This is a genomic window from Geobacillus sp. CAMR5420 (assembly GCF_000691465.1).
Taxonomy (GTDB): Bacteria; Bacillota; Bacilli; order Bacillales; family Anoxybacillaceae; genus Geobacillus; species Geobacillus thermoleovorans.
The window spans coordinates 18370-40195 of the sequence record NZ_JHUS01000051.1; the positions used below are offsets into that span (position 1 = coordinate 18370).

At 52.6% G+C, this 21826-nt stretch carries 21 protein-coding genes and 1 pseudogene; 9 read left to right on the forward strand and 13 right to left on the reverse strand.

Features of this window, described 5'->3' with window-relative positions; translation table 11 throughout:
* The first annotated feature begins 272 nt into the window (after positions 1-272).
* The gene (gene namA / locus DI44_RS05355; RefSeq protein WP_033025797.1) at positions 273-1295 is read left to right on the forward strand and encodes an NADPH dehydrogenase NamA; all 1023 of its coding nucleotides are present in this window, start codon (positions 273-275) and stop codon (positions 1293-1295) included.
* On the opposite strand, the gene rnz is transcribed toward namA, so the two are convergent.
* The gene (gene rnz / locus DI44_RS05350; protein ID WP_033025798.1) at positions 1292-2215 is read right to left on the reverse strand and encodes a ribonuclease Z; all 924 of its coding nucleotides are present in this window, start codon (positions 2213-2215) and stop codon (positions 1292-1294) included. The genes namA and rnz overlap by 4 nt on opposite strands.
* A gap of 229 nt (positions 2216-2444) precedes the next feature.
* On the opposite strand from rnz, the gene zwf reads away from it, so the two are divergent.
* Both zwf and DI44_RS05340 read left to right on the forward strand, forming a co-directional pair.
* A complete protein-coding gene (zwf, locus tag DI44_RS05345; RefSeq protein ID WP_033025799.1) occupies positions 2445-3938 on the forward strand; it encodes a glucose-6-phosphate dehydrogenase in 1494 nt (497 codons plus the stop codon).
* A 100-nt stretch (positions 3939-4038) separates the two neighbouring features.
* Entirely contained in the window at positions 4039-4656 is a 618-nt protein-coding gene (locus DI44_RS05340) for a cyclase family protein (RefSeq protein WP_033025800.1), read from the forward strand.
* A 107-nt stretch (positions 4657-4763) separates the two neighbouring features.
* Here DI44_RS05340 and DI44_RS05335 read toward each other — a convergent pair whose 3' ends face one another.
* Positions 4764-6131, reverse strand: coding sequence for a glycoside hydrolase family 1 protein (locus DI44_RS05335; RefSeq protein WP_033025801.1), 1368 nt, complete (start codon positions 6129-6131; stop codon positions 4764-4766).
* A gap of 195 nt (positions 6132-6326) precedes the next feature.
* The gene (locus DI44_RS05330) at positions 6327-8138 is read right to left on the reverse strand and encodes a hypothetical protein (protein ID WP_033025802.1); all 1812 of its coding nucleotides are present in this window, start codon (positions 8136-8138) and stop codon (positions 6327-6329) included.
* A 333-nt stretch (positions 8139-8471) separates the two neighbouring features.
* On the opposite strand from DI44_RS05330, the gene DI44_RS05325 reads away from it, so the two are divergent.
* The 4 genes from DI44_RS05325 to DI44_RS05310 all read left to right on the forward strand — a co-directional run bounded on the left by DI44_RS05325 (position 8472) and on the right by DI44_RS05310 (position 12933).
* Complete coding sequence (locus DI44_RS05325) at positions 8472-9158, forward strand: response regulator transcription factor (protein WP_033025804.1); 687 nt, start codon at positions 8472-8474, stop codon at positions 9156-9158.
* On the forward strand, positions 9158-10162 hold the full coding sequence (locus DI44_RS05320) for a sensor histidine kinase (protein WP_033025806.1): 1005 nt from the start codon (positions 9158-9160) through the stop codon (positions 10160-10162). The genes DI44_RS05325 and DI44_RS05320 overlap by 1 nt, the downstream gene beginning before the upstream one ends.
* A 93-nt stretch (positions 10163-10255) precedes the next feature.
* A complete protein-coding gene (locus DI44_RS05315) occupies positions 10256-11011 on the forward strand; it encodes an ABC transporter ATP-binding protein (protein ID WP_033025807.1) in 756 nt (251 codons plus the stop codon).
* Positions 11008-12933, forward strand: coding sequence for an ABC transporter permease (locus DI44_RS05310; RefSeq protein ID WP_033025808.1), 1926 nt, complete (start codon positions 11008-11010; stop codon positions 12931-12933). Before DI44_RS05315 ends, DI44_RS05310 begins: the two co-directional genes overlap by 4 nt.
* Before the next feature lie 164 nt (positions 12934-13097).
* On the opposite strand, the gene gndA is transcribed toward DI44_RS05310, so the two are convergent.
* From gndA to mce, 7 genes are all read right to left on the reverse strand, one after another.
* Complete coding sequence (gene gndA, locus DI44_RS05305) at positions 13098-14507, reverse strand: NADP-dependent phosphogluconate dehydrogenase (protein ID WP_020755289.1); 1410 nt, start codon at positions 14505-14507, stop codon at positions 13098-13100.
* A 158-nt stretch (positions 14508-14665) separates the two neighbouring features.
* The gene (locus DI44_RS05300) at positions 14666-14860 is read right to left on the reverse strand and encodes a hypothetical protein (protein ID WP_011231827.1); all 195 of its coding nucleotides are present in this window, start codon (positions 14858-14860) and stop codon (positions 14666-14668) included.
* A gap of 81 nt (positions 14861-14941) precedes the next feature.
* The gene (locus DI44_RS05295; protein WP_033025810.1) at positions 14942-15436 is read right to left on the reverse strand and encodes a chemotaxis protein CheW; all 495 of its coding nucleotides are present in this window, start codon (positions 15434-15436) and stop codon (positions 14942-14944) included.
* 108 nt (positions 15437-15544) lie between these two features.
* Positions 15545-16669: a tripeptidase T gene (locus DI44_RS05290; RefSeq protein ID WP_033025811.1), complete on the reverse strand. Its 1125-nt coding sequence runs from the start codon at positions 16667-16669 to the stop codon at positions 15545-15547.
* 224 nt (positions 16670-16893) lie between these two features.
* Positions 16894-17145, reverse strand: coding sequence for a hypothetical protein (locus DI44_RS05285; RefSeq protein ID WP_011231830.1), 252 nt, complete (start codon positions 17143-17145; stop codon positions 16894-16896).
* 87 nt (positions 17146-17232) lie between these two features.
* Complete coding sequence (locus DI44_RS05280) at positions 17233-18783, reverse strand: acyl-CoA carboxylase subunit beta (RefSeq protein ID WP_033025812.1); 1551 nt, start codon at positions 18781-18783, stop codon at positions 17233-17235.
* Positions 18780-19205, reverse strand: a complete 426-nt coding sequence (gene mce / locus DI44_RS05275; protein WP_033025821.1) for a methylmalonyl-CoA epimerase — start codon at positions 19203-19205, stop codon at positions 18780-18782. The genes DI44_RS05280 and mce overlap by 4 nt, the downstream gene beginning before the upstream one ends.
* Positions 19206-19418: 213 nt before the next feature.
* On the opposite strand from mce, the gene prli42 reads away from it, so the two are divergent.
* Complete coding sequence (gene prli42, locus DI44_RS19010; RefSeq protein WP_012820630.1) at positions 19419-19511, forward strand: stressosome-associated protein Prli42; 93 nt, start codon at positions 19419-19421, stop codon at positions 19509-19511.
* 46 nt (positions 19512-19557) lie between these two features.
* On the opposite strand, the gene DI44_RS05270 is transcribed toward prli42, so the two are convergent.
* The 3 genes from DI44_RS05270 to DI44_RS0117225 all read right to left on the reverse strand — a co-directional run bounded on the left by DI44_RS05270 (position 19558) and on the right by DI44_RS0117225 (position 21391).
* Positions 19558-20064 carry a L,D-transpeptidase gene (locus DI44_RS05270; protein WP_033025814.1) on the reverse strand — a complete coding sequence of 169 codons (507 nt, stop codon included), beginning with the start codon at positions 20062-20064 and terminating at the stop codon, positions 19558-19560.
* 68 nt (positions 20065-20132) lie between these two features.
* Positions 20133-21107, reverse strand: coding sequence for an aromatic acid exporter family protein (locus tag DI44_RS05265; RefSeq protein ID WP_033025815.1), 975 nt, complete (start codon positions 21105-21107; stop codon positions 20133-20135).
* A 197-nt stretch (positions 21108-21304) separates the two neighbouring features.
* Complete coding sequence (locus DI44_RS0117225) at positions 21305-21391, reverse strand: hypothetical protein (RefSeq protein WP_021322387.1); 87 nt, start codon at positions 21389-21391, stop codon at positions 21305-21307.
* Positions 21392-21587: 196 nt separating this feature from the next.
* On the opposite strand from DI44_RS0117225, the pseudogene DI44_RS19310 reads away from it, so the two are divergent.
* Positions 21588-21826: pseudogene (locus DI44_RS19310) on the forward strand (hypothetical protein); the annotation flags it as partial.

The window sequence follows — 21826 nt, forward strand, 5'->3', positions numbered from 1 at the left end:
TTCGGCAAAACCGGGCGCAATGAACAAGGAAACAAACGAACCTTTTCATCCGGTTATGGAAGATTTTTTTGGTTTCGCATAACGGAAACTCGAATTTCGCACATGACACAACCGCATAAGCCCATCTTTACCCAAAACAGACCATGTTAACAGGGCCGCGGCTTTTCCACCGTCCGGCTCAGGCAAAACAGTCCGTTTCACTTTGTTTTTGACAGGCAGCGTGCTATCATCAGTCATGAACCACTCATTGGCTTAGAAAGGAGCTGCTTGTCATGAACACGGTATTGTTTTCGCCGTATACGATCCGCGGGCTGACGCTGAAAAACCGAATTGTCATGTCGCCGATGTGCATGTATTCGTGCGACACGAAAGACGGCGCCGTACGCACGTGGCACAAAATCCACTATCCGGCTCGCGCCGTCGGCCAAGTCGGTTTAATTATCGTCGAGGCGACCGGCGTGACGCCGCAAGGTCGCATTTCTGAACGCGATTTAGGCATTTGGAGCGATGACCATATCGCCGGGCTTCGCGAACTCGTTGGGCTTGTGAAAGAGCATGGAGCCGCCATCGGCATCCAGCTTGCCCACGCCGGAAGAAAATCGCAAGTGCCGGGAGAGATCATCGCTCCGTCAGCCATCCCGTTTGATGATTCGTCGCCGACGCCAAAAGAAATGACGAAAGCCGACATCGAAGAAACGGTGCAGGCGTTCCAAAACGGGGCGCGGAGGGCAAAAGAAGCCGGCTTTGACGTGATTGAAATCCATGCCGCCCACGGCTACCTGATTAACGAATTTTTATCGCCGCTCTCCAACCGGCGCCAAGACGAGTACGGCGGCTCTCCGGAAAACCGTTACCGTTTCTTGGGTGACGTGATTGACGCTGTCCGCGAGGTGTGGGACGGGCCGCTGTTTGTGCGCATCTCAGCGTCCGACTATCACCCGGAAGGACTGACAGCGAAAGACTATGTTCCATACGCCAAACGGATGAAAGAGCAAGGCGTCGACCTTGTTGACGTCAGTTCCGGCGCCGTCGTGCCGGCGCGCATTGACGTCTATCCGGGCTACCAAGTGCCGTTTGCCGAACTGATCCGCCGCGAAGCGGACGTGCCGACCGGCGCCGTCGGGCTCATTACATCCGGCTGGCAGGCGGAAGAAATTGTGCATAACGGCCGCGCCGACCTTGTCTTTTTGGGGCGCGAGCTGCTGCGCAACCCATACTGGCCATACGCCGCAGCGCAGGAGCTTGGCGTCAAAATCGACGCACCCGTCCAATACGAGCGCGGCTGGCGGTTTTAACCGCGCGGAATCGAAAATGAGGCGAAATCAGCGGCGAGATCGGTGTTCGGAAACACCTTCCGCGCTTCGGCGACGAGCCGCAGCGCCGCCTCGCCTTGATAGCGAGAGCTGATATGGGTCAAAATAAGCCGCTTCGCTCCGGCCCGCCTCGCCACCTCGGCTGCGTCTGTGGTCGTGGAATGGAAATAGTCATGGGCCAGCCGCTGTTCCGCCGCGGCAAACGTCGCCTCGTGGACAACGACATCGGCATCGCGGGCGAGTTCAATCGCCGCTTCGCAAAAACGGGTGTCGCCGAGCACCGCGACGATCCGCCCTTTTTGCGGCGGGCCGACAAACTCACGCCCGTCGATGACCGTGCCGTCATCGAGCATGACTGTTTTCCCTTGCTTGATTTGTTGATAAATCGGGCCAGGGCGGACGCCGAGCGCTTTCAATCGATCGACCAAGAGCGGGCCGGGCAAATCTTTTTCCACGACGCGGAAACCGTATGATAGCATGCCGTGGTCGAGCCGTTTGGCGATGACTTGAAACCGTTCATCATCAAAAATGACTCCTTCTTCGATCTCGGCGATGTTCAATTCATACCGCAGCCGCGTCCCGCTGACGGACAGCGCCGTCTCCACAAACGCGCGAATGCCTTTCGGGCCGAAGACCGTAAGCGGCGTTTCGCCGCTTTGAAACGAACGGCTGCCAAGCAGCCCAGGCAGGCCGAATAGATGATCGCCATGCAAATGGGTGATGAAAATATGCTCGATGCGGCGCGGGCGAATGGCGGTATGCAAAATTTGATGCTGCGTCGCTTCGCCGCAGTCAAACAGCCATGTCGCCCCGCGCTCGTCAAGCAGCTGCAAAGCGACGGACGATACATTGCGCTCTTTCGCCGGCACGCCGGCGCCCGTACCTAAAAACAACAGTTCCAACGCGCTTCACTCCTTTTTCTCGCTCAATATGGCCTGTTGTTAGCGTACCAATGTCAAAACCGCTTTTCAACTTTCTTTTGCGCTCAAAAACGCCGGGTTGGCGCCCGGCTCTTTCATGAACATAAAATGCTTTGCCTCCTGAACGCAACAAAGTGTTTGCGTTCCGACCGGCAAACCTCTACAATGGTTTCATTGAAGAGAAAAATTTGGCTAAAGCGAGGTACATACGGTGGACAACATGAACCCGAAATCGATCATCGTCATTTTCGGAGCGACGGGAGATTTGGCGAAACGGAAACTGTTTCCTTCCCTTTACCGCCTGTATGAAAAAGGGCACCTAAACGACCAGTTCGCCGTCGTCGGCGTCGCGCGCCGTCCGCTGTCGGCCGATGAGTTCCGGAACTATGTGCGCGACTCGGTCGAAACGGCGTTTCAGCAGAAGCTCACCGACGGCCGATTCACCTCCCATTTCTACTATCATCCGTTCGACGTGACGGAAGCCGAGTCGTACCAGCGCTTAAAGTCGCTCCTCGAACAGCTCGACGGCACATACGCGGCCGAAGGCAACCGCATCTTTTATTTGGCGATGGCGCCGGAATTTTTCGGCACCGTCACGTCCCGCTTGCAGTCAGAAGGATTGACGGAAACGCGCGGCTTTAAGCGGCTCGTCATCGAAAAGCCGTTCGGGCACGACTTGGCGAGCGCCGAGAAGCTGAATGACGAAATTCGCCGCGTCTTTTCCGAGCGGGAAATTTACCGGATCGACCATTACCTCGGCAAAGAAATGGTGCAAAACATCGAGGTCATCCGCTTTTCAAACGCCATTTTCGAGCCGCTTTGGAACAACCGGTTCATCGCCAACATTCAAATCACATCAAGCGAAACGCTCGGTGTCGAAGACCGCGGCCGCTACTACGACCATTCCGGGGCGCTGCGCGACATGGTGCAAAACCATATGCTGCAAATGGTCGCCCTGTTGGCGATGGAGCCGCCGATCAAACTAACAACTGATGACATCCGCCATGAAAAAGTGAAAGTGTTGCGCGCCTTGCGCCCGATTGTGCACGATGAAGTCGACCGCTATTTCGTGCGCGGCCAATACGGACGCGGAACCATCCACGGCAAACACGTGCCGGCGTACCGCGAAGAGCCGAACGTCGATCCGAACTCGAACACGGAAACGTTCGTCGCCGGAAAACTTTTGATCGACAACTTCCGCTGGGCCGGCGTGCCGTTTTACATCCGCACCGGCAAACGGATGGCGGAAAAATCGACAAAAATCGTCGTCCAATTTAAAGATGTACCGATGAACTTGTATTACCGGACGAATGAGACGATCGCCCCGAACTTGCTCGTCATCCACATCCAGCCGGACGAAGGGATCACCCTTCATTTAAACGGCAAAAAAACCGGGGAATCGACGACCATAACAGCTCCATTTCAACTCGACTATTGCAACAACTGCATCGACGGCATCAACACGCCCGAAGCGTACGAAAAGCTGTTGTACGACTGCATGCGCGGCGATGCGACGAACTTCACTCATTGGGACGAGGTGGCAGCGTCATGGCAATTTGTCGACCCAATTTCTGAGGTGTGGGCGAACACAAAAGCTTCCGACTTTCCGAACTACGCGGCTGGCTCCATGGGCCCGGCGGCTGCGGACGAGCTGCTCAAACAAGACGGCTTCCACTGGTGGCCGATCGAGCATCCGCGTTCGTAAAGACGCGATGGGCCCGCCTGTTGCGCCCATCTCGTCCTCTTTGCCAAACCAACATAGGGCGCTTGCCCCTTTATCCCTCATGCAAAGGAGCGAATGAACGATGAAAGTGTATGACGTCACGGCCCCGATTTACGAGGGCATGCCCGTGTATAAAAACAAACCGGAAAAACAGCCGAAGCGCACCACCGTCACCAACGGCTATGTGACCGAATCGCGCATTGACATGGACGTGCACACCGGCACGCACATTGACGCCCCTCTTCATATGGTCGAAGGCGGGGCGACGTTTGAAACGATTCCATTGGACGACCTCGTCGGCCCGTGCAAGCTGTTCGATTTAACCGATGTCAACGACCGGATCACGAAAGACGACATCGCGCATCTTGACATTCAAAAAGGCGACTTCGTTCTGTTTAAAACGAAAAACTCCTTTGATGATGCATTTAACTTTGAGTTTATTTTCGTCGCCGAAGACGCGGCCCGGTATCTAGCCGACAAACACATCCGCGGCGTCGGCATCGACGCCCTTGGCATCGAACGGGCGCAAGAAGGCCACCCGACCCATAAAACGCTGTTTGGCGCCGGTGTCATCGTCATCGAAGGGCTGCGGCTGAAAGACGTCCCCGAAGGCCGCTATTTCATGGTCGCCGCCCCTCTCAAACTCGTCGGCACCGACGCCGCCCCGGCGCGCGTCTTGCTGTTGGACCGCGAGCCGTAAAAACAGCCGGTCCCCCGATGGGACCGGCTGTTTGATCATGTCAAATTGAATATTCGCCATGGCCGCCCTAAAGACTAGTAAAATGGCGGGGGCTTCCTCGCCTCTGTTTACAGCTCTTCCCCGTTCGTGCGAATGACGCGCTGGAACCAATAAAAACTTTTTTTCTTATAGCGCTTCAAATCGCGCAAGTTCTCGTCGTCGCGGTTGACGAAAATGACGCCGTAGCGCTTGCGCATCTCCCCTTGCGAGCTTAACAGATCCGTCGCCCCCCACATCAAATAGCCGATCACCTCGACCCCTTCTTCCATGGCCATCTTCATTTGTTCGATATGGCGGCGCAAATAGTCGATCCGCTCATCATCTTCGACCGTGCCGTCCTCATTCAGCTCCTCCTCAAGCCCGATGCCGTTTTCGGTGATGAAAATCGGCATTTCGTAACGGGCGTACACGTCTTTTAAGGCAATCCGCAAACCGATCGGATCGATCGCCCAGCCCCATTTCGTCTTTGGCAAATAGGGATTCGGTTCCAGCCCTTTGACGATCCGTTCATCCTGTTCTTGGTGACGGACGATTTGGCTTTGATAGTAGCTGAACGACAAAAAGTCGACCGTTTGCTCCCGGAGCAGCTGTTCATCCCCTTCTTCCAACGGCAAAAGGATTCCTTTCTTCTCCAGATGATTCGTCACATAACGCGGATAGGCGCCGCGGGCGAACACATCAAAGAAGAAATCAAGGAATAGCTCTTTCGCCTGCACGTTGGCCAAAGCGTCTTCCGGCCGGCATGTCGCCGGATACGTCGTCAAATACGTCACCATCCCGCCGATCTTCGCCTCGGGAGCGATTTCGCGCAGCGCCTTCACCGCTTTCGCGTGGGCGATAAACACGTTATGACAGACGCGGTAGGCAAACGCTTCCGGATCTTCGTCTTCCGGCCCAATCGCCCCCCATAAATGCGGTTGTTCGAGCACTAAATTTTGTTCGTTGAACGTCAGCCAATAGTTCACTTTCCCGCGGTAACGCGCAAATACGGTGCGCGCGTACCGCTCAAACAAGTCGACGACTTTCCTTGATGCGAAGCCGTTGTATTTTCTCGCCAACGCCAGCGGCAAGTCGAAATGGTACAGCGTAATGACCGGCTCGATGCCGTTCGCCCTCAATTCATCAAACACAGCGTCATAAAACGCCAACCCCGCCTCATTCGGCTCCCCTTCCCCGTCCGGAAAAATGCGCGTCCAAGCGATGCTCGTCCGGTAGGCGGTAAAGCCGAGCTCCTTGAACAAAGCGATGTCTTCTTTGTAGCGATGGTAAAAATCGACCGCCACTTTCCAGTCGGAATGCCCTTTTGGAATCGGGCGCGCATCCACGATCGACAGCCCTTTGCCGCCTTCGTTCCACGCCCCTTCCGTCTGAAACGACGTCACCGCTCCGCCCCATAAAAAGTTGTCGGGGATGATCGATTTACGCTGTTGTGACATGGAAAGACCCTCCTATCTGTGAACAGACGTGTTTCAGTGATTGAACGCCTTGGAAAATTCACCTTTGGGCATCATCCTCATGATGACATATTTGCTTCTTTATAAAACGAGACGGGCGGAGGTACGAGCCCGTCTAGACGTTGTGAAAACTGTTTCATGCGCTTTGGAGAACCAACGCTCCCAGCAATGGCAATTTTATTGAGACAGTTTTTGCTTAATCAAATAATGGTTCGTAGCCACTTTTCGATACGTGAAGATCATTCCATCATCTCCAGCCGTTGCGAGCAACGCTTCAGATGACAAATCGGCGATTTTCGTTCCTGTTGCCCGGTTATAAATGGCACGGCTGGTGATGATATATTGACGGCTCGCCGCCCGAAGCGGCTCCGGAAATTCAGCGGCCACCAATGCGCCGGGCTGGGCTGGATTGATGCGCGCCTTTCCGTAAAAAATCTCCCCGCCGTTCATAAAAAAGGCATCATCCCCTCCAGGGAAGGACAATAGTTGCGAAACATGCCAATCGGAAAGCCGCACCGCATACAGATCATGATCCGATGTTCCTTCCTGTCCGACATACAATACATTTTGTTTTTCGTCATACCCAATCAACGGATTGATGAATACCTTTGGGATTCGCCATTGTTTTTTCGTCTTCATATCATAAACGGCAATCGATCCCGTCAACGTGCGGCTATTGTCCGTGAAGAAAATTTTCCCGTCCCCGATCGCCAATGAACGCGGAGCAGCGATCAGCGGCACCGTTCCAAGAAACCGCATTGTTTTGGCGTCGTAAATCGCCATTTTCGTCGCTCCCGATAGCGCAACATACACCTTGCCGCCATCAATTTTTACATCCGTCGGCTGCGGTCCGGGATGAATTTCTTTCACCATTTTCATGTCGCTGGCGCGAATGACAAACAGTTTGCTGTCTTCGGCGGACAACACATACAACCATCCGGTCGACGAATCATAAGCCAAATGGGAAATGGGGACATTGGTGAAAGCATAATGGGACGATCGAACATAATAGCTCTCATCGGCCGGCAATGGATATTTATAAATTCGATTTTCCCCTTCTTTGATCAAATACAAATTGTACTTTGCATCCATCAACGCATAGTTCGTCGGGAATGGAAGCGCGTTTATCTTAGCAGAGGTGTAACGGTCATACACCGCCTTATTTGTCACCACGTAGGCCCCTTGAACATCTAAAACGGGGCCGTTATAACAGTCGTGCACCATGTTGATATTTCCGGCATCAATGCGCCTTCCCGCAAAAAACACATCGCTTCCGTCAACGATGAGCGGATGGATGGGCGCGCTGCCTCTCGGCCCTTGATACGAAACTCGCTTCACCACCTTCAAATCGGACAGGCGCAATACCGCTAAATCAGGAATGGAAACATTGCGGCCGATGAAGGCCAGACCTCGCTTCTCATCGAAAAACAACGTATTTTCCTCTGAAAAAACGAAAAAAAAGTTAGGATCAGCAATCAGCCGGCTTGTTTGGCGTTTCGCCGCCAAATCCCACATGTACATCTCATACGTCGTCTTCCCGCGCCCGTACTGCTTTCCGAAAGTTACGATTTTGTTGCCTAATAGGCCAAACGGCAATCCGTTATACGGGGCTCGTTGAATCAGCCGTTTTGTTTTGACGTCAAAAACGTCTATCGATGTTTCAGACGGCACATACAGCTTCCCGTCCCGCAAAAGAAGAGTGACCGACCGCTGGGCATATTTCCGCCATAAAGCGCTGTATGCCCGCAGAGAAACGGGTTCCTGCTTTTTGATCGACAATGTGCTCGCTTCAATAAATAATAACATCCCCTTTTCCGTGAGCGCATAAATATACCCATTTTGATCATCCATGACCCAATCGAGCACGCGCCCAGGAAGCTGTTGCGTACGCGGTCCGGCCGCTTCCGCTTTAGCGGAAGGAAACACATGGAAAAGACAGATAAACAAGAAGAGACAAAATAAAAAACCTTTCCTAAATGTTGTTCCCATTCCAATCCCCCGTCAAACAATGATTTCTAATTCCTTCCTTATACATTCCTTGCGCATAGCATAGCTCAAACAATCGAGCACCGACATTTGACCATTCCTTATCCATCCTCAATATCCATGATAGCCCACCGTTGATCATCACTTCAAGCTCTTTTTGCCATACGCCCCCTGTTCGGCCGCATGCACCAACTGCCGCCGATCACGAACAGCGGCCATCGCTTTGCTGTGTAATGCATTTTCATGCTTTCCCTTTTGAACCTCCTTTACCCCGAACGGTGAAACAAATATAATGAAAACGGAACTCCCAATAGAAACAAGTGGGGTGAGGCAAAATTGAACATTTTGCTCATTGAAGATGATGTGACGTTGTTTCAAGAAATCAAAGCACGTTTGGAACAATGGTCGTACGACGTTTGCGGCATCCGCGATTTCGACCGTGTGATGGAAGAGTTTTCTGCTTGCAAGCCGCACTTGGTGATCATCGACATCCAGCTGCCGAAATTTGACGGGTTCCACTGGTGCCGCCAGATTCGTGCTCATTCGAACGTCCCGATTTTGTTTTTATCATCGCGCGACCACCCGACTGATATGGTCATGTCGATGCAGCTTGGAGCTGATGATTACATCCAAAAGCCGTTTCATTTCGATGTGCTGATCGCCAAAATCCAAGCGCTGCTCCGCCGCGTGTACAACTACAATGCCGGACCCATTCAGCTGCAAACATGGTGCGGGGCAACGGTCGACTATGAAAAAAGCACAGTCTCAAATGAACACGGAACGGTGGAGCTGACGAAAAACGAACTGTTGATTTTGAAACATTTATTGGATAAGAAAAACCAGATCGTTGCTCGGACGGAGCTGATCAAACGGCTATGGGAAGACGAACGGTTTGTCAGCGACAACACGCTGACCGTCAACGTCAACCGCCTGCGGAAAAAACTCGACGAACTCGGTTTGGGGTGCTTCATTGAAACGAAAGTTGGGCAAGGCTATATGGCTACGGAAGAAGGGAGTTACTGATGCTCAAAGACTATTTGTGGGAACGAAAAAGCTGGATGGCCCTCTTTCTCTTTCTAGAGCTGTTCATCCTGTTTGTCGCTTATCTGGATCCAACGATTCCATTCTCCTCCATTCTTTACATCGTCTTTTTAACGACTATCATCTTTGTTGTCTTTGTCATCATTCGTTGGAAAAAAGAAACGACATTTTATCAACGTTTGCAAGAGTGGGAGCGCCGCCTCGATCCCATCTCTGCCCTGCGGGCGGCAAGCCCACTGGAGAAGATCGTCGAACGCGTCCTCGCCAGCCAAACGGAACAATGGAAACAAGAACTGAAAGAACACCTCGCTACATTGGAACAAGAGAAAGATGAACTGTTGTCATGGATTCACGAAATGAAAACGCCGCTGACGGCCATGCGGCTCATCATCGATCGAGTCGAGGACGAAAACACGAAAGCGCAACTCTTGTACGAGTGGCTGCGCATGCATCTGCTTCTTGATCAGCAACTTCATCAACGACGGCTTCCACACATGGAAAACGACTTATATATCGAACAAGTCGAGCTTGAGCCGCTTCTCATCAATGAGATTAAACCGCTGCAATCGTGGTGTATGCAAAAAGGCATCGGCTTTGACCTTCAATTGGACGTCCGCTCCGTCCTAAGCGATGCCAAATGGCTTTCTTTTATCATCCGGCAAATCATCACGAATGCGGTGAAATACAGCGAGTCATCTGACATTGTCGTGAAAAGCTTTATGAAAAACGGCCATGCCTTCCTACAAATTCAAGATTTCGGCTTGGGCATTGATCCAAAGGACTTGCCGCGCATTTTCGAGAAAGGATTCACCTCCACCGCCGAACACCAAAATGAAGCGGCGACGGGGATGGGGCTGTATTTGGCGAAAAAAGCCGCCAAACCGCTTCTTCTTGACTTTCATGTCGAATCCACGCCCGGACGCGGAACGACATTTACGATCATATTTCCGCAAGAAAATGACATCATCCGCACGCACCGCATGTGACGATTTTGTCACACGCGGCTTCGTTTTGTTCGGCCAAACGCAGGAAAAAACCAACCCCATTGCTTATGATAGAAACGAAGGAGGGAAAACGAGATGGTCATATTGGAAGCAACCAACATCCGCAAAATGTACGGAACGAAAAAGAATCTACAAGAAGTGCTCAAAGGCATCGATCTGCGTGTGGAGAAGGGGGAATTTCTCGCGATCATGGGGCCTTCCGGATCAGGGAAAACGACGCTCCTCAACGTTCTTTCCTCAATCGACCGGGTGAGCGAGGGCGCTATTTTCATCGAAGGAAACAACGTCGTCGCCATGAAAGACCGAGAGCTGGCAGAATTTCGCAAACGCCATGTCGGATTCATCTTTCAAGAGTATCATTTGCTTGACACGCTGACGGTGAAGGAGAACGTCCTTTTGCCTTTATCGATTACGAAAACGCCCAAGCGAGAAGCGGAAAAGAAATTTGCAGAATTGGCGGCTGAACTTGGCATTACTGACATCCAAAACCACTATCCGAGCGAAATTTCTGGTGGGCAAAAACAGCGCGCTGCGGCGGCGCGGGCGTTCATCCATGAACCGAGCATCATTTTTGCTGATGAGCCGACGGGCGCACTCGATTCAAAATCGGCTTCCGATTTATTGCACAAGCTGCAACAACTTAATAAAAAACGGAAGACGACAATCATCATGGTCACCCACGATCCGGTCGCTGCCAGTTTCTCAGGCCGTGTCGTTTTTATCAAAGACGGACAATTGTATACGCAACTGTATAAAGGAACGGAAACGCGGCAGCAATTTTTCCAAGCCATTATGCAAACGCAAGGCGTGCTGGGCGGTGTTCGGCCATGAGCATGAAGCAACTCCTGTTCCGCAACTTGAAACAAAACATCCAACATTATTATTTGTACGTGTTTGCCTTGATGTTTGCTTCCGCCTTGTATTTCGCGTTCGTGACATTGCAGTACGATCCATCGCTTGATGCCATCAAAGGGGGAGTGAAAGGCGCGGCGGCCGTCCGCACAGGCGCGGTGCTTCTTATCGTGATTGTCGCCGTCTTTCTTTTGTACGCCAACGCCCTGTTTATCAAGCGTCGGAGCCATGAGATCGCTCTTTTGCAGTTGATCGGCATGACGAAACGAAACATCTTTTTGATGCTGGCGGCCGAAAACGTCATTCTTTATTACGGCACACTGATCATCGGCATATTGGTGGGATTTGCCGCTTCCAAGCTGTTGATGATGATTTTGTTTAAAATCATCGATATTCCGCTAGCGGCATCTCTCTCCTTTTCTGGACGAGCATTGGTGCAAACGTTGATTGTGTTCAGCGTGATTGATGTCCTCATGATGGGGATGAACCGCTTGTTTCTCAAAAAACAGACGATTTTATCCTTGTTCCGCACTACATCCACAACCGAAGCAAAACACGTATCCGTATGGAACATGGTCGTGGGGATGGTGGGGATCATCCTCATCGGCAGCGGCTATGGTATATCGACGAAATTGTTTAGCAGCGACTGGAAGAGCGTTCAAGGATTATTCATGGCCATGGCGTTCATTTTAGGCGCTGTCATCATCGGCACCTATTTATTTTTCAAAGGAACGATCAGCTTTCTGTTCCACCTATGGCGAAAACAAAAAGGTGGCTATTTGTCGATCAACGACGTGCTATCGGTATCGTCGCTCATGTTTCGCATGAAATCGAACGCGTTGCTGCTTACGATCATCACGACCGTGTCGGCCATCGCGATCGGGTTGATCTCACTAAGCTATATTTCCTATTATTCAGCCGAGCAATCAGCCAAAAACAACGTCGCCGCCGATTTCGCGTTTACGGACAAAAAAGATGCCGCCCGTTTTACGGCGGCGCTGCGATCTCATGATATTCGCTATCGGGAAACGATGATCGATGTCATCGAAGCACCGACTGATATTTCGATGATTTTGGACATCGCTGATCAAAGCCGGCTCCAGTTTCAGCCGTCCGCCGCGCCGCTATCGGTGATCAGCGACACAAGTACAGGCCGCATCGATGTCAAGCCTAATGAAGCACTGCTGACGGGATATCGGGACATGCTCCGTCAATTCTTGCCGTTTAAAGAAACGGGAACGATTCGCTTAGAAGAAAACGGCCGCATGGTCCCGCTTCATTACCTTGGGATGAAAAAAGACTATTACGTCAACTATCATTTCACGTACGGCATGCCGACTGTCATCGTCGACCAAACGATGTTTGATCGTTTGCAAAAAGAAACCGATCCACAAAAGAAAAAGGTGCATATCGGAATTCATCTGACTGACGAAACAAATATTGAACGGGCTGATCAGTTGTTTCAACGCATGGAGTTTTCCTCCATCACCGATTCGCGCCTGATGATGAGCCGCCACCAAAAGCAGACGTTCGGATTGATCATGTTTGTCGTCACCTTTTTAGGACTCGCCTTTTTGGTCACATCCGGCTGCATTCTTTACTTCAAGCAAATGGGCGCCGGCGAAGAAGAGCGGCCGAATTACACCATTTTGCGCAAACTGGGATTCACCGAAAAAGACTTGCTCGGGGGCATTCGGCGGAAACAGCTGTTATACTTTGGCATTCCGTTGCTGCTGGGATTGTCCCATAGCTATTTCGCTGTCCGTTCCGGCTGGTTCTTTTTCGGCACCGAACTGTGGACGCCGATGTTGACGGTGATGGCGATTTACACGGTCTGCTATTCGCTGTTTGGCGTGTTGTCCGTTCGTTATTACAAAAAGCTAATTCGCGAGGCGCTTTAAAACGATGCAGCGAGTGAGGGAAGAACCAAAACCGTTCCAACGTTCGCCCACTCGATCAGTGGTCATCCCATTCTGAAGATGCAGTTCCAGTTGACGGAACGAATTTTAGCTTTATCGAACACGAAAAGCCCTTAGAGTGGTGAATGACTCTAAGGGCTTTTTTCTTATTTCAACCATTCCGTATGGAAAATGCCTTCTTTGTCAACGCGTTCGTACGTGTGGGCGCCGAAGTAGTCGCGCTGCGCTTGGATTAAGTTGGCTGGGAGCACCGCGGTGCGGTAGCTGTCGTAATAGGCGAGGGCGCTTGCGAATCCTGGCACTGGAATGCCGCGCATCGCCGCGGTGGCGACGATTTCGCGGAGCGCGTCTTGGTAGCGTTCGACAATGTCTTTGAAATACGGATCCAAGAGCAAGTTCGAAAGCGCCGGATCGCGGTCGTACGCCTCTTTAATTTTTTGCAAAAATTGCGCGCGGATGATGCAGCCGCCGCGGAAGATCATGGCGATATCACCGTAGCGCAAGTTCCAGTTGTATTCCTCAGAAGCCGCCTTCATTTGCGCAAATCCTTGGGCGTACGAGCAAATTTTGCTCATATAAAGCGCGCGGCGCACGGCTTCGATGAAGTGGCCGCGGTCGCCTTCAAACGGCTTCACCGCTGGGCCTGCCAGCACTTTGCTTGCTTTCACGCGCTCGTCTTTCATCGCCGAGAGGAAACGGGCGAACACCGATTCCGTGATGATCGGCAGCGGCACGCCCAAATCGAGGGCGTTTTGGCTCGTCCATTTGCCCGTCCCTTTTTGCCCGGCTTTGTCCAAAATGACATCAACAAGCGGCTTGCCTGTTTCTTCATCGATTTTCGTGAAAATGTCGGCCGTGATCTCGATTAAGTAGCTGTTCAGCTCGCCTTTGTTCCAGTCGGCGAACACTTCGTGCAGCTCTGCAGCATCCATGCCGAGCACATGTTTGAGCAAGAAGTACGCTTCAGCGATCAGCTGCATGTCGCCGTATTCAATGCCGTTGTGCACCATTTTGACATAATGCCCGGCGCCATCCGGACCGATGTACGTCGTGCACGGTTCGCCGTCGACTTTGGCGGCGATGGCTTCAAAAATCGGGCGCACGAGCTCATGCGCTTCTTTTTGGCCCCCTGGCATGATCGACGGGCCTTTCAGCGCCCCTTCCTCGCCGCCCGAGACGCCCGTGCCAATAAAGTGGATGCCAAGTTCGGCGAGTTCTTTGTTGCGGCGCTGCGTATCCTTAAAATACGTATTGCCGCCGTCAATTACAATATCGCCTTTTTCCAAATGCGGCTTCAGCTGTTCGATCGTCGCGTCCGTCGGCGCTCCGGCTTTGACCATCAGCAAAATTTTCCGCGGTTTTTCCAAGGCGTTGACGAATTCTTCGATGCTGTATGTACCGACAATGTTTTTTCCTTTCGCTTCTTGCAAAAACTCGTCTGTTTTTTCGCGCGAACGGTTGTACACCGCCACCGAATAGCCTTTGCTTTCGATGTTGAGCGCCAAGTTTTTCCCCATGACCGCCAGTCCGATGACGCCGATTTGCTGTTTTGCCATCATTCAACGTCCCTTTCCGTTTTGGTTTGTTCATCAAACAACATACCATACGTTTGCGCTTGCCTGCAAGTTTTTCTAAACCGATTTAGGAACGGGGCGGCACGACGGACTTTGCTTGGCATGTTCATATGGAAAGGGGCGTATAACGCCCCTCATGCTTAGTAGCCTCCATAGTGCGGGAAGCCGTATGGTCCAAACGGGTAATGACCATAAGGCACGCCATACGGGAAGTGATGATAGCCGTCATACCCTCCATGCCAATGAGGATGGTGATAACCGTATGGAGGATAGCCGTAGCCGCCAACGTACGGCGGATAAAATCCGCCCATATACGGACCGAACGGTCGAACCATGGAATGCGCCTCCTCTCATGTGTTGAAGTTCATTTCCATGGTTAGGATATGCGCGGAAGAAAAAACGGTATAGGCAAACACCTATACCGTCTCTTCCTCTTGGATGACCTGGGCCGCGGCCTGGGCGGCGGCCACTTGCTCGCGAATCGCGTCCGCTTCTTCCAAATGGGCAAACAAGACGCGCGGATCCAGCACCGTGAGCAGCCGCTCCGGCAGCGTCGCGATCCCGACGACATACGGCGTGCGCTCCGCGGATACGAGCTGCAGCGGTTTGATGGCTTCCGGTTCAATATCGACAATTTCCTTTGCTTCGTCAACGATAAACGCCACCGACAACCCGTCGACCGCGGCGACGACAAGACGCGTCTGCTCGGTTTCCTCGATCGCTTTCCCATATAGAAGCTTTCGCATATCGAGCACCGGCGCGAGCTCGCCGCGGATGCGCGCAACGCCCGCCATACAATCCGGCATATGCGGCACGGCCGTCGGCGCCGTCATTTTCTCAATCGAGACGATATACGCGATCGAGACGGCGTACTGTTCCCGCTCGACGCGAAACACCACGTATTTGTCCATTCCCCCGCCACCTCTTTCGTGATTCGCACTCTGCTTTTTTTATCGGCTCATTCCGGCCGAATGTTTACCGAAAGGTTCAAGAAAAAAGAGCATCCAGCCTCGGGATGCTCATTCGGCATTGGCGACTTCCTCGACAATGGCGACAACCATCTCTGTCAGCTTCACCAGCTCTTCAATCGGCATCCGCTCATTCGTCGTATGGATTTCTTCGTAGCCGACTGCGAGGTTGACCGTCGGAATGCCGAAGCCGGCGATGATGTTGGCATCGCTGCCGCCGCCGCTTTTCTCCAGCTTGCACGGCCGTCCGATGTTCGCCGCCGCCCGTTTGGCGACCTCGACGACATGGTCGCCGTCGCTGAACTTAAAGCCTGGGTACATCACTTCCACTTCGACATCGGCGCGCCCCCCCATTTCCGCGGCAACCGTTTCAAACGCCTCTTTCATTTTCGCCACTTGCGCTTCCATTTTTTCCGGAACGAGGGAACGGGCTTCCGCTAAAATATCAACGCGGTCGCAGACGATGTTCGTTTGCGTGCCGCCTTCAAAGCGGCCGATGTTCGCCGTCGTCTCCTCGTCGATGCGGCCGAGCGGCATTTTCGCGATCGCCTTCGCCGCAATCGTAATGGCAGACACTCCTTTTTCCGGCGCCACGCCGGCATGGGCGGTTTTGCCGTGCACAACGACTTTCAGCTTCGCCTGCGTCGGGGCGGCGACGACGATGTTGCCGACTTTGCCGTCGCTGTCCAAGGCATAGCCGTATTTCGCTTGAATGAGCGACGGGTCAAGCGCCTTCGCCCCGACAAGCCCCGACTCTTCGCCGACGGTGATGATAAACTGGATTACGCCATGCGGGATGTTTTGTTCTTTCAACACGCGAATCGCTTCCAACATGGCCGCCAAGCCCGCCTTGTCGTCCGCCCCTAAAATCGTCGTCCCGTCGGTGACGACATAGCCGTCTTGGATCGACGGTTTCACCCCTTTGCCCGGCACGACCGTATCCATATGCGACGTGAAGTAAATCGGGTCGACCCCGTCTTTCGTCGCGGCGAGCGTGCAAATCAAATTGCCGGCGCCGTGCCCGGTTTTCGCGGCGGCATCGTCTTCGATCACCTCAAGGCCGAGCGCTTCAAACTTTTGTTTGAGCACGTTGGCGATTTCCCCTTCATGCTTCGTTTCTGAATCGATTTGCACGAGTTCCAAAAATTCGTCGACAAGACGCTGCTCGTTTACCATCTGTTTCGTCCTCCTATGTATAGATTCCTCTTCCAGTATACCGGAAGTTTCCGCCAAACACCAAACTAGACGCCGAAACAGCTTGAGTAAACGAATGATGAGTGGAATTCAGTTTTTTCATGACTTCAGACAAATGCTGAAATCATGAAAAGCGCAGCAAAGCACCTTCGTTCAGGAAAGGTTGCGGATGTCTCATGCTAATCTTTCTTTGTCATCTTCTATTGTCATTTTCTTTTAAAAAGAGAAAATAACCCTGTCAATAAGAAAATGCCCCCTACCATTTGATAGGCATTGATATACCCTTTTAACATTTGCAAGTATTCTTGCGAACCGGCCGAGCCGCCTACGGATCGAACCCATGATGAAACAGAATCACTTCCTAATTTAGGGCTATTTAAAAGGAGCCACAATCCAATGACGGCAATAATCAATGGAATCAACTTCACTCTGCTGTTTGGGTCGTTGAAAAAATTCATTTTCCTCTCCCCTTTTTTAACCATATTATACCATATCAAACCCAAAACATAAAAGACGCCCGAGATTGACCGGACGCCTTCCATCGTTTACAGCGGAATATTGCCATGCTTTTTCTTCGGCCGCTCCTCGTGCTTGTTTCGCAGCATCTCGAGCGCCTGAATGAGCTTGATTCTCGTGTCGCGCGGGTCAATGACGTCATCGATCATGCCGTATTTCGCGGCGACGTACGGATTGGCGAATTTCTCGCGGTATTCGGCAATTTTTTGCGCCCGTGTTTCTTCCGGATTCGGACTTTTTTCAATTTCGCTCGCGAAAATGATGTTCGCCGCCCCTTGCGGCCCCATGACCGCCACTTCCGCGTTCGGCCACGCATAGACGACATCGGCGCCGATCGATTTGCTGTTTAAGGCGACGTACGCGCCGCCGTACGCTTTCCGCAAAATGACCGTAATTTTCGGCACCGTTGCTTCCGAGTAGGCGTACAAAATTTTCGCCCCATGGCGGATGATGCCGCCGTGCTCCTGCTTGACGCCCGGGAAAAAGCCGGTGACGTCCTCAAACGTAATGATCGGGATGTTGAACGAATCGCAAAAACGGATAAAACGCGCCGCCTTGTCCGACGAGTCGATGTCCAGCCCGCCGGCCATAAACTTCGGCTGGTTGCACACAAGCCCGACCACTTCGCCTTTGATGCGGGCAAAGCCGATCACGATGTTTTTGGCGAAATCTTTTTGCACTTCCATAAACGATCCGTCATCGACGACTTGGGCGATGACGTGGCGCACATCGTACGGGCGGACGGCGTCAATCGGCACGACATCGGCCAAATCGGGGCGGTAGTCGTCCCCGTCCGGAATCGGGCCAGACGGCGGCTTTTCGTTATTGTTTGACGGCAAATAGCCAAGCAGCCGCCGCACCTCGGCGAGCGCCTCCTCTTCATTCGCCGCCGCAAAATGAGCGTTGCCGCTGATCGTGTTGTGCACGCGGGCGCCGCCTAAATCTTCGGCGCTGATTTTCTCCCCGGTCACCGCTTCAATCACTTTCGGACCGGTGATGAACATTTGGCTCGTTTTTTCGACCATGAACACAAAATCCGTGATGGCCGGGGAATAGACGGCCCCGCCGGCGCACGGCCCCATAATGACGGAAATTTGCGGGATGACGCCGGAATAAATGGCGTTGCGGTAAAAAATGTGCCCGTACCCGTCAAGCGACAAGACCCCTTCTTGAATGCGGGCGCCGCCCGAATCGTTCAAGCCGATGACCGGCGCCCCGGTTTTCGCCGCCAAATCCATGATGTTCGTGATTTTTTTCGCATGCATTTCCCCAAGCGCGCCGCCGAAGACGGTGAAATCTTGCGAGAACACAAATACGGTGCGTCCATTGATCTTCCCGTAGCCGGTCACCACCCCATCGCCCGGCCCCTTCTTTTCGCCAAGTCCAAAATCGGTGCAGCGGTGCTCGATGAACGGATTGAGCTCGACAAACGTCCCTTCGTCCAACAGCAAGTCAATCCGCTCGCGCGCCGTCAGCTTCCCTTTCGCGTGCTGCTGTTCAATTTTCTCATCGCCGCCGCCAAGCTCAATTTCGCGACGGCGGTCATATAATTCATTGATTTTATCGTACATGTCGCTCATTGGTGTCCCTCCGTTCGGTTCGTCCGTTCACAAAGTTCATACAACACGCCGCCGGTCGATTTCGGGTGCATGAAGGCCACCCACGCCCCGCCGGCGCCGCGTTTTGGCGCATCTTGAATCATGCGAATGCCATGCTCCTTCAGCTCACGGATGCGCTCGGTGATGTCCTCGACGCCAAGCGCCACGTGATGGATCCCTTCGCCGCGTTTCTCGATAAATTTCGCCACCGCGCTCTCTGGCGACAGCGGCTCGAGCAGCTCAAGCTTCGCCTCTCCGGCCTGCAGAAACGCCACTTTCACCTGTTCCGACTCAACTTCCTCGATGCCGAGAAACGGCAGGCCGAGCACATCCATATAAAACGGAAGCGCTTTCTCGATCGAGCGGACAGCAATGCCGATATGGTCGACTTTTTTCACCTGCATCGTCTTGGTCTCCTTTGCTGCAAAATGATGAGGCCAACGTTTTATTATTCGCCGTTTCGACAAAAAATCCTGCTTTTTTTGTTTTTCTTTGTCTGCGCAACGGTCAAGCCATGGAGCGGTTCGTTTCATCTCTCATCCTGCTTTTTTCCTTGTCCGCTCCGCTGTTTGCCGTTACAATAAACGTAGAACAGCGGACGGAAGGAGGACGGACCGTTGTCGCGCAAAACGCAAAAATTCGTGGTTTACTTGATGCTCATTTGCATGCTGCTGACGACGCTCCTCGCCGGCATCAGCATGTGGTTTTAAACCTGCCCAAAAAAACGCAAGCTCCGAAACCGGAAGCTTGCGTTTTTCATCGGACAGCGCCGTGCCGTTTGGCGATGGCGTAAAACGATTCGTTGCTGCGGAGAATGAGCACGTTGGCGCCAATCGGCACCCGTTCATACAAATGCTCGACATCGCGGTTGTGCATGCGCACACAACCTTGCGACACATACTGGCCGATCGACGCCGGGTTGTTCGTGCCGTGAATGCCGTAGATGCGCCCGTCCGTCCCGCGCGCGTTAAAGCCGATCCACCTTGCGCCGAGCGGATTGTTCGGCGCCCCGCCTGGAATGTTCTTTTTCCGATAATACGGGTATTTCGCCTTCACCGTCACCGTAAACATCCCCTCCGGCGTCAAATCGGCATTGACCCCGGTCGCCACCGGATAAACGGCTTCGATGCGGCCGTCGCGGACGAGCGCGAGCTTATTGATCGCTTTGTTCACAATGACAAGCGGCTTTGCCTCCGCCGCTGTCTGGAAAGGCGCTCCCAACAGGGCGGTGAGCACGAAACAAATGGCCAACCATACCCGCATATCCGTCCATCCTTTGCTTGAATGTTTGGCTATAGTGTGCACCAAAACGGATGAACATATGCCCTGCATCATGCCTTCAGCCGCTGCGGTTTTCGTTCGTTTCCGGGGTGGAATTCGCTTTTGATGATTAAATATCGCTCCAATTCGCGCACTAAATGAAACAACGCCGCCCGCTCTTCAAACTGCTCGCGCGTCTTTGGCAGCGGCATCGCTTTAAACTGTTCGCGCATCTCGGCAAGGCGCCGCAAAAAGCGGTCCGCCGTATTTCCCGGATGAATGGCGTCGCTTAATTCGTCGATAAAATCCGCAATCATCATCCGTTGCTCGACCGTGTAGACGAGCGATGTCACAAGCGGAAGCATATGCTCGATGATTTCCAACTGCCGCTCGCGCATGCGGAAGTAGCGGACATATTCATCCTCATTCCGCCATAATTGATTGTCGGCGTGGCGCATGGCGAGCTTTTTCGCTTTGTCGAGCGTCTCCGCCGCAAGCGGCAGCTCTTTTCCATCCCAATCAAGCTCATTTGTGCGCAAGTAGCGGACGATTTCTTTTAAAATAATGCGAAACAAATCTTCGACAATGCGCTGGTACTCTTTGAGCTCCTTCTCGGCGCTCGGCATGTACATGTTCATCAGCAGCGCTACCCCAATGCCAACCGCCACCAGCAAGATCTCATTGGCGACCAATCCCCACGTGATGTCTTGGGCCGCATACAAATGCAAAATAATGACCGAGCTTGTCGCAATGCCTTCATTGATTTTCAAGCGAACCGTCACAGGAATGAACAACAAAAGCAACAGCCCGATCGTCCACGGATGATAGCCGAAGGCGGTAAAAAACAACGCCGCAAACCCGACCGCAACGACGCACGCCGCAAAACGGGCCCGAGCGGTCTCAAGCGACCGCTTTTTCGTCACTTGGACGCATAAAATGACGATAATGCCAGCGGAAGCGAAATTATGCAGGCCGATCAGCTGAGCGATGGCAATCGCCAGCGCCGCCCCCACCGCCGTTTTCAATGTCCGATAGCCGATTTTCATCGCGCCGTCTCCTTTGCCAATGGTTGCCGACTTCATTGTACAGATGACGGCGCTTTCGATGCAAGGAAAAACGGGCCATCCCCGGCTCACACGCCCCGCATCCTGAAGCCCATCTGCCCCAACAGCCGCGGAAAGGCAAAAAGACGGCTGTCCGCTCGGGTGGGACAGACCGTCCTAGACACAAACAGGGGCGCGGTTTATGAGCGGGCTTTGTCATCAATCGTCTTCCCGTCGCGCTCGATTTCGCGCCGGATCGCTTCGTTCAGCGCGTCGAAAAAAAGCACGTCGCACAATGGACACTCCCTACACCTAAAGACGCAAAATTTGCCAAAAATCGTCATCATGGCAATACGATTTTCCTATTATTTGTGAATATACTGTGAATTTCCATGTAAAAGGTTTACATCTTCTTTTTTTTTTTTTATAATGCCATTGAATTTTACAAACATTTCAAATTGATGATCAGAGAGGGCATTCAATATGAAATGGGTTTTCATTTCAAGGATGGCGTCCCGCTTAAAAGCAGAAGCCATTTTCATATTGGTATTTTCCGGGGCTTTGATGTTTGATTGCCTCAATCCCCATACCATCAATCCAGCGGAATGGATCTTATATACGAAATACTTGGTTCCGATTGGAATGGCGGTCTGGCTGCTTTTCAGCTTTCGTTTGCACCTTTCCTTGTTCGCCTCAATGCCGATTCACTGGATCGCGATGAA